The 8,639-nt window shown below is 63.2% G+C and carries 6 protein-coding genes; 1 reads left to right on the forward strand and 5 read right to left on the reverse strand.

Annotated elements, in window-relative coordinates; translation table 11 throughout:
* Nucleotide 1: 1 nt before the first annotated feature.
* From PMI01S_RS28765 to PMI01S_RS28785, 5 genes are read right to left on the reverse strand one after another with little or no spacing between them, the layout of a single operon-like run.
* Nucleotides 2–3,100, reverse strand: a complete 3,099-nt coding sequence (locus PMI01S_RS28765; protein ID WP_208603348.1) for an error-prone DNA polymerase — start codon at nt 3,098–3,100, stop codon at nt 2–4.
* Nucleotides 3,076–4,491 carry a Y-family DNA polymerase gene (locus tag PMI01S_RS28770; protein WP_084323462.1) on the reverse strand — a complete coding sequence of 472 codons (1,416 nt, stop codon included), beginning with the start codon at nt 4,489–4,491 and terminating at the stop codon, nt 3,076–3,078. Before PMI01S_RS28770 ends, PMI01S_RS28765 begins: the two co-directional genes overlap by 25 nt.
* A 7-nt stretch (nt 4,492–4,498) precedes the next feature.
* Nucleotides 4,499–5,116 (reverse strand): translesion DNA synthesis-associated protein ImuA, encoded by a 618-nt coding sequence (gene imuA / locus PMI01S_RS28775; protein WP_084323463.1) that lies wholly within the window; start codon nt 5,114–5,116, stop codon nt 4,499–4,501.
* Nucleotides 5,116–5,733: a transcriptional repressor LexA gene (lexA, locus tag PMI01S_RS28780; RefSeq protein ID WP_084323464.1), complete on the reverse strand. Its 618-nt coding sequence runs from the start codon at nt 5,731–5,733 to the stop codon at nt 5,116–5,118. The genes imuA and lexA overlap by 1 nt, the downstream gene beginning before the upstream one ends.
* Nucleotides 5,734–5,788: 55 nt before the next feature.
* Complete coding sequence (locus tag PMI01S_RS28785) at nt 5,789–6,712, reverse strand: LysR family transcriptional regulator (protein ID WP_084323465.1); 924 nt, start codon at nt 6,710–6,712, stop codon at nt 5,789–5,791.
* A gap of 103 nt (nt 6,713–6,815) precedes the next feature.
* Here PMI01S_RS28785 and PMI01S_RS28790 point away from each other — a divergent pair, with 103 nt between their 5' ends.
* Nucleotides 6,816–8,558: an amidohydrolase gene (locus PMI01S_RS28790; RefSeq protein ID WP_084323466.1), complete on the forward strand. Its 1,743-nt coding sequence runs from the start codon at nt 6,816–6,818 to the stop codon at nt 8,556–8,558.
* The last annotated feature ends 81 nt before the right edge of the window (nt 8,559–8,639 follow it).

The raw sequence follows: 8,639 nt of genomic DNA on the forward strand, positions 1-8,639 counted from the left end.
TTCAATGGAAATCCCGGCTGCGCACGTTGATGCCGTCAAGTAGCGGGCTAAGGTCGCTCAAACGCCCGGCAATCAAATGCCGCACCTCGCCTTCCTTCTCCCAGCGCCCATCGACCTTGAGCAACTGCGATCCCACCAACACCTGTCGTTGCCGGTCAGCCAGGTCGCGCCAGACCACCACGTTGACGTTGCCGAACTCGTCCTCAAGGGTGACGAAGGTCACGCCGCTGGCGGTGCCCGGACGCTGTCGACCGGTCACCAGCCCGGCGACGCTGACCGGTCGGCCATGCTCGACCTCCAGCAGCTCCTTCGAACTGCGGCAGCGTCGGGCTTTCAATTCGCCGCGCAACAGGGCCAGCGGATGCGGACCGAGGGTAGTGCCGAGGCTGTTGTAATCGGCCAGCAGGTCTTCGCCGACCGTGGGTTTTGGCAACGCCACCGCGTCCTCTTCCTGGCTCGGCAAACCGGCGAACAAACCCAATTGTTTCTGCACCCCCGCCACTTCCCAGCGCGCCCGATGCCGGTCACCGGCCAGCCCTCGCAATGCGCCGGCGTCGGCCAGTTGCTCCTGCGCACGGGCATCGAGCCGCGCCCGTTCGCCAAGGTCGGCGATGTCGATAAATGCTCCCTTCGACCTCGCGATTTCGATACGCCGCGCATCGTCTTCGCGAAAACCCTTGATCATCCGCAGCCCCATGCGAATCGCCGGCTGCGCGCCGATAATCGGTTCAAGGCTGCAATCCCAGTCGCTGGCGCGCACGTCCACCGGGCGAATCTGCAAATGATGCCGACGAGCGTCCTGCAGAATCTGGTCCGGGCTATAGAAACCCATGGGCCAGCTGTTGATCAGCGCACAGGCGAAGGCCGCCGGCTCGTGGCATTTCAACCAGCAACTGGCATAGGTCAGCAAGGCAAAACTGGCGGCGTGGGACTCGGGGAATCCGTAGCTGCCAAAACCTTTGATCTGCTCGAAAATCTGCGCGGCGAACTCCGGCGTATAACCGTTTTTCTTCATTCCGGCGGCCAGGCGTTCCTTGTGTGGCTCGAGGCCTCCGTGGCGTTTCCAGGCGGCCATGGAACGGCGCAACTGATCGGCTTCGCCGGGGCTATAGTCGGCGGCGACGATGGCGATTTGCATGACCTGCTCCTGAAACAACGGCACGCCGAGCGTACGTTTGAGTACGGCTTCCAGTTCCGGTGACGGGTAAGTCTCAGGCTCCTGTTTGTTTCGCCGTCGCAGGTACGGGTGCACCATGCCACCCTGGATTGGCCCCGGCCGAACGATCGCCACCTCGATCACCAGGTCATAAAAATTCCGGGGTTTAAGCCTCGGCAGCATCGACATCTGTGCCCGGGATTCGATCTGGAACACGCCGATGGTGTCGGCACGGCCGATCATGTCGTAGGTTTGCGAGTCTTCGGGGGGCACCGTCGCCAGGCTCAAGTCCAGGTCGCGATGACGGCGCAGCAGATCGAAACAACGGCGAATCGCGCTGAGCATGCCCAGCGCAAGAATATCGACCTTGAGCAAACCGACCGCGTCCAGATCGTCCTTGTCCCACTGAATGATGGTGCGTTCGGCCATCGCCGCGTTTTCCACCGGCACGAGGCTGTCCAGCGGCTGCTCGGAAATGACGAAACCGCCCGGGTGCTGGGACAGGTGCCGGGGGAAACCGATCAGTTGCCCGGTCAGGCTCAGCACCCGGCGCAACACCGGGCTGTCGGGATCGAAACCCCCTTCACGCAGGCGTTCCACGGTCGGCGTTTCATCACTCCAGTGACCGCAGCAGTCGGCCAGGGCATTGATCTGATCCGGTGGCAAACCCAGCGCCTTGGCCACATCGCGCACCGCACCCGCCGAGTGATACGTGCTGACCACGGCGGTCAGCGCCGCGCGGGTCCGGCCATAACGCTGGAACACATACTGCAAGACTTCCTCACGGCGTTCGTGCTCGAAGTCCACATCAATATCCGGCGGCTCGTTGCGCTCCTTTGAAAGAAAGCGCTCGAACAACAGCGTGGTGCGATCCGGATCGATTTCCGTGATCCCCAACGCGAAACACACTGCCGAGTTGGCGGCTGAACCGCGTCCCTGACAAAGAATGTGCTGGTCACGGGCAAACCGGACAATGTCGTGAACCGTCAGAAAGTAACTCTCGTAACCCAGTTCGGCAATCAGCTCCAGTTCCTTGTCGATCTGCTTGAGTACCTTGGTTTGCGGGCCTTTTGGCCAACGCCATGCGATCCCCTCGTCGGTCAAATGACGCAGCCAGGACGTGGCCGTCTGCCCCTGCGGCACCAGCTCGCGGGGATACTGATAACGCAACTGGCCAAGATCAAAGGTGCAACGCCGGGCAATGGTCAGCGTTTCATCGAGCAACGCTTGCGGGTAGATCGATTGCAAGGCATCGAGGCTGCGCAGATGCCGCTCGCCATTGGGGTGCAGGCGCAATCCGGCCTCGGCCACCGACAGGTGATGACGGATCGCGGTCATGGTGTCCTGCAAGGCGCGTCGGCCACGGGTGTGCATGTGCACATCGCCGCTGGCCACTGCCGGGATTCGCAATTCCCGCGCCAGCGTCAGCAATGCGCTCAATCGCCCGCTGTCGTCCTGGCCGCGATGCAGCTGGACCGCCAGCCACAGGCGCTCGGCGAACGTCTGTTTCAGCCAGTGGCCGCTCTGAAAATCATCGACCGCATCCGGCACCCACAACACCAACAGCCCCGGCAACGGCTCGCTGAAATCCTCCCGCAACACCTGATACTGGCCTTTGTGCGTGCGCCGCCGTGCCCGGGTAATCAGCCGACACAGGTTTTGATAGCCCTCAAGGTTCGCCACCAGCAGCACCAGTTTCGGGCCGTTCTCGATGCGCACTTCACTGCCGATGATCAGCGGCAGTTCTACGGATCTGGCCGCTTGCCAGGCGCGGACGATGCCCGCAAGGGTGCATTCATCGGTGATCGCCAGCGCCTGATAGCCCTGTTTTTTCGCCCGCTGAAAGAGTTCAAGGGCGCTGGAAGCACCGCGCTGGAAACTGAAGTTCGACAGGCAGTGCAACTCGGCGTAGTCGATGCTCATGCGAACCAGCCCTGCAACCACAGCGGGCCGTCCTCACCGACTGCACGATAGGCCCAGCCCTGCTGGCCGGAACGGGTTTCGACCAGGTAGTAATCGCGGCGCACGTCGTCGCCGTCCCACCAACCGGACTCGATACGCTCCGGGCCCATGAGGATGCGCGTCGAACCTTCATGGACCGCCTGCGGTTCGGTCAGCAACCAGCCCGGACGCTGCACGCCCGGCATGTCTGCGCAACGCTGGCTGTCGGCACTGGCCTGCCACGCGCACTCCGGCCGGTGATCGGCCTGGAACCGCAAGCCATGCACCGCGTCATCCCCGAGCCGGGCGCGCAAGCGTTCGCGCAGTTGCTCCCAGGGCAAGGACTGCTGCGGGCGATCGTCGAACAATTCCTGATACTGGGGAACGAAGGCCGGCAAGTCTTCGGCGCGCAGGCGAAAACCGCGCACCGGCGCCTCGACCTGGACCTGTTCCAGGCGCCCTCGGGCCAGTTCGAAGAGCATTGCCGGATCGCGCTCGGCGCTGAGCAGGCCGACCTTAATCACGCTGTCCGGCAACCCGGCGTGCTCCAGGTGCAGGTCGAAACGCTGCACGCCGCTGTCGCGACCGCACAGGAACGCCGACAGATCGCCCGTCAACCGGCGTAACGGAAACAGCAGCGCCTGATGGGACTGCACGTCGAAATTGAGTTCGATGCGCACATCGAACCGGTCCGGCGGCAGGTAGAACGCCAAGGCCAGTCGCCGCGTGCCAAACAGAGCATCGAGGTGCTTGAGCACCTGAGACTCGAAGCGCCGGGCCAGACTCTGCCGCGGCAACGCCTGCACCTGGCTCAAGGTACGCAGCCCCATGCGCGACAACGCCGTGGCGACGCTGGCCTCCAGCCCGACCCGGTCGACGGGCAATTGCCCCAGATGATGCTGCAAGGCCTGATCGTCGGGCACCACCAGGCCGTCATAGGCATTGGCCAGAATCCGCGCCGCCACCGGGTTCGGTGCCGCCACGATCCGATGCCGAAACCCCAGCTCGCCGAGTTCGGCGCGCAATCGCGCTTCAAGTTGCGGCCAGTCCCCGAACAGCCCCAGGCTGGACTCGATTTCAAATACCACCGCCCGCGGGTAATGCACGCTGACCTGGGAACTGAAACGGTAGGCCCACGCGGCGAGAAACTGCTGCCAGTGTTCGATCTCGGCAGCGTCGTATTCCGCCGTGAAAAAGCCTTTGCTCAATGCCTGGGCGGCGGTCATCGACTGACCGGGCCGCAAGCCCAGCGCCCGTGCCGAAGCGTTGACCGCCTGCAACACCCGACGCTGCGCCGGACCGGTCAGCAGCGCCAGTGGCTCATCGGGGTCGGCGCGCTGACGCAGTACCGCGTCCAGCGCCAATTGCGGGAAAAGAATGCACACCCAGCGCATGGCAACCTCAATGCCCCACGGGGAAGGCAATCGGCGCCGAACGGGCCAGCCCGCCCCGGCACTTGAGCACGCGCAATTGCGCAGGCCTGGCATCGATGGCGATGCGCAGGGCTGCGGGCGAAGGATTGATGGCTTCATTGATCGAGCGATAGGCGAACGCCAGGGTCGAGCCGGTTTCCGCCGCCACCTGCAAGCGCCGCAACGCCCGGTCATCAGCTTTGTGCGGCCAGCACAGCACCGCGCCGCAACTGCCCGAACGCAGGCATTGTTCCGCCGCCCACAGCGCATCGCGCTCGCTGGCCTGGATGATCGACAACTGGCGCAGATCGACCCCGGCGTTTTGCCAGGCTTGCGGGTATGGCACGTATGGCGGCGCCACCAGCACAATGCGTTCGCCTGCTGCCGACAGCCGCGCCAGCGCCGGCCACACCAGTTGCAACTCGCCAACGCCCTGCCCGGCCAGGAGAATTTCGGTCAACGCCGCTTCCGGCCAGCCACCGGTGGGCAACGCTGCATCCAGCGCGGCATGCCCGGTGGGTTGCGGGCTGACGGTCGGGGGCGCAGGCCGGCCTTTCCAGACCTGACCGCCATTGAACAGCGTGTCCAGCGCAACGACGGCGCCCATCACCCTTGCCTCACCAGACCGCAGAACACCCCTTCGATGGCGAGGTCCTGATCGGGTTGAACGATGATCGGTTTGTAGGCCGGGTTACGGGGCAACAGGCGAACGGACTCGCCGACCCGCTCGAAACGCTTGATGGTCACTTCACCGTCGAGCCGCGCCACGACGATCTGACCGTTAAAGGCCTCGGGATTGCGGTGCACGCCCACCAGGTCGCCGTCGAGAATGCCGTCCTCGATCATCGAGTCGCCCGTGACCCGCAGCATGTAGTCCGGCACTCGCGAAAAAATCGAAGGATCAAGCAGCAACCGACTGTGCACCTCGGCATCGGCACCGATCGGCGCACCCGCCGCCACCCGGCCGAGAACCGGGATGTCCAGCAACTCGGGCCGCGCCGGTTGGCCGAGCAAGCGAATGCCCCGGGCCTGATGCGGATTGACCTCGATGAAACCGGCTTCGGTCAGCGCCAGCACATGCTTGCGCGCCACGCTGCGGGAGGCGAAACCAAAGGCCTCGCTGATTTCAGCGAGGCTCGGGGACTGGCCGTGCTCCGCGATTCGATCACGGATAAAGGTCAGGATGGCGGTACGGCGGGGAGTAAGATTCGTCATGGAGTACATTTGTACTCTTTCGGCTTTTTCCTGACAAGTACTTGTCTGTAGGAGCTGACGAGTTCTACAGGGGAGCCAAGCCACGTGAGGCCAGGAAGTCTGCGATGTAATCGATAAATGCCAGCACTTTCGCGGTCGCCCGCCGATGGCTCGGGTACACCACCAGAATGTGCGCGCCAAAGCTGTCCGGATCGATGTCGTAGTCAGCCATTACCCGCACCAGCCGCCCGTCGGCAATGTACGGCGCGGCACTCCACAACGGCGTGTGCAGCAAGCCGCGCCCGGCCAGCGCGTTGGCCAGCAGCAGGTCGTAATTGTCGCTGCGCAAACGCGGCGCCGGCGGTTGTGGCAGGCTCAGACGCTGCCCGTCACGCTCGGCCCACCAGAATTCGCGGCTGAGCAACGGATGGCGATACAGCAGCCATTCGTGGTCATCGAGGGTTTGCGGCGTGACCGGCAATGCCTTGCGCGCCAGATACGCCGGGCTGGCGCACAACGCCAGGCGATTGCTGCCAACGACGCGGGCGATCAATCCCGGCAAATCGTCATGGCCTTCGCGCAACGCGAGGTCATAGCCGCTTTCCAGCAGGTTGACGAACTCATCGCACAGGTCCACTTGCAGATTGATCTGCGGGTATTGCTCCAGAAAACCGCCGCAGACCTGATCCAGAAAAGCCTGCCCATAGGCCAGCGGCGCGGTGATTTTCAGATTGCCACGCAAGCCATGCTGCAACTGCTCGATTTCCTCGCCGGCCTCGTCCAGTCGCTGCAATACCTGGCGCGCGGTTTCCAGATAGAGCCGCCCGGATTCCGTCAGCAAAATTCGGCGCGTACTGCGCTCGAACAGCCGGGCACCCAACTCGGCTTCCAGGTGATTGACCGCCTTGGTCAGGGCCGACGGTGTCTTGCCCAACTGCTCGGCGGCGCGACTGAAACTGCCCAGTTGCGCCGTGACCACGAACATTTTCAGTGCACCCAACTTGTCCATGCTTTTTCCATTCAGGCAAAAACGTTTTTCGTGAGTGAGGCGTTCTGCTGCGCCTAGTCAGCCACTAATCTGGCCATCAGACGCAATAACAAGGAAACATTCAATGAAAAGATTCATCCCGAATCTGTTGATGGCCGCCGTGAGTTTTGCCTCGATGGAAGCCATGGCAGCGGCCGACCTGGTGCTGCTCAATGGCAAGATTTTCACCGCCGACCGTGCCAACCCGAGGGTGCAGGCGCTGGCGGTGCAGGACGGCAAAGTGTTGCAGGCCGGCAGCGATGCGCTGATCAAAAACCTGATCACAGCTGAAACCAAAGTGGTCGACCTTGGCGGCAAGGCATTGATGCCTGGCCTGATCGACAGCCATTCCCACGCGATTTTCGGCGGTCTGGAAATGGTCTCGGCCAACATGCAAGACGAGGTGGTTGACCTCGATGAGCTGGAAAAACGCCTGCGCGGCTGGCGGGATGACGGCAAAGCGAAACATGGCGATGTGTTGAGCGTGGCTGGCATGAGTTCGGCTTATTGGGCGCAGGCCGAAGCCTTTGGCAAAACATTCAACACGGGCGAATGGGCCAAGGTGCCCGTGGTGTTCACCGGCAGCGACCACCACACCGCGTGGGCCAATAACGCGATGCTCGAACGCGCCGGCATTGATGCCGCGCTGCTGAAAAATCTGCCGGACGCCGAGAAAGACACCATCGGCAAACTCGCCGATGGCCGTCCCAATGGTTTCGTGGTGGATGCCGGCTGGGACCGCGTCGCCTCGAAAATGCCGGTGCCGAGCGCCGCTGACATGCTCAAAGCCGCGCAATCGGCCGTGCGCTACAACAACAGCCTCGGCATTACCGCGTGGATGGACCCAGCCGCCAACGCCGCGCCCGGCGAACCGGTGTTCGCGCTCAACCCCACGGAAAAAACCGTCGGCGTGCTGCCCGTTTATAAAGCGCTGTCCGAAACCGGTGGTATGAGCGCCCACGTCGCCGCGCTGTTGGTGGCCAATCCGAAAAGCGTACCCGCCGATCTCGACACGCTGGACAAGGTCCGTCAGCAATTCCAGGGCATCCCCAACCTGTCCTTGCCCGGCGTCAAGATCTTCGCCGATGGCGTGATCGAATACCCGGCGCAAAGCGCGGCGATGATCGATCCGTACAGCAACTCGCACAAACAGGGTGAGTTGCTGATCGATCCGAAACATTTCGGTGAACTGGTCAGCGCCATCGATCAGCGTGGCTGGCGGGTGCACATCCACGCCATCGGCGACCGCGCGGTGCGTGAGGCGTTGAACGGCATCGCCCAGGCGCGCAAGGATCGCCAGAGCGGCGTGACGCATTCGATCACGCATCTGCAGATGGTTAATCCGAAAGAATTTGCGCGGTTCAAACCGCTCAATGTCATCGCTTCGATGCAATTGCTGTGGGCCACCGCCGACGACTACACGCTGGACATGATCAAGCCGTATGTCAGCGCCCTCGCCTTCCGCTATCAATACCCGGCGCACTCGCTGCTCAAACAGGGCGCGACCATCGCCGGCGCCAGTGACTGGCCGGTGTCGTCGCCAAACCCGTGGAACGCCATGGCCCAGGCCATCACTCGCGACGGCCCGTTGGGCGTGCTCAACGCTTCTGAACGTCTCGACCGCGAAACCATGTTCTACGCCTACACCCTGAACGCCGCGCGCACTATCGGCCTGGAGAAGCAGATCGGGTCGCTGAGCCCCGGCAAGCAAGCCGATTTCATCGTGCTGGACCGCGACGTGTTCAGCGTCGACAACAAAGCCCTGCACGACACCCAAGTGCTGCAAACCTGGTTCGCCGGCCGCGAAGTCTACGCCCCCGCCCTCTAAGAACAATCACCTGAGCCCCCTGCCCGCCCCCGCGCTCGTCGCCGGGGTTCGGCGCAGCCTTGCGCCAAAAAAACTGCCCCT

Source organism: Pseudomonas migulae NBRC 103157 (genome assembly GCF_002091715.1).
In the GTDB taxonomy this organism is placed as follows: domain Bacteria; phylum Pseudomonadota; class Gammaproteobacteria; order Pseudomonadales; family Pseudomonadaceae; genus Aquipseudomonas; species Aquipseudomonas migulae_A.

Bases quoted from the DNA above. Each gene is read 5' to 3' on its own strand.
- PMI01S_RS28785 (WP_084323465.1), bottom strand. From the start codon at position 6,712: ATGGACAAGTTGGGTGCACTGAAAATGTTCGTGGTCACGGCGCAACTG.
- PMI01S_RS28790 (WP_084323466.1), top strand. From the start codon at position 6,816: ATGAAAAGATTCATCCCGAATCTGTTGATGGCCGCCGTGAGTTTTGCC.
- lexA (WP_084323464.1), bottom strand. From the start codon at position 5,733: ATGTACTCCATGACGAATCTTACTCCCCGCCGTACCGCCATCCTGACC.
- PMI01S_RS28770 (WP_084323462.1), bottom strand. From the start codon at position 4,491: ATGCGCTGGGTGTGCATTCTTTTCCCGCAATTGGCGCTGGACGCGGTA.
- imuA (WP_084323463.1), bottom strand. From the start codon at position 5,116: ATGGGCGCCGTCGTTGCGCTGGACACGCTGTTCAATGGCGGTCAGGTC.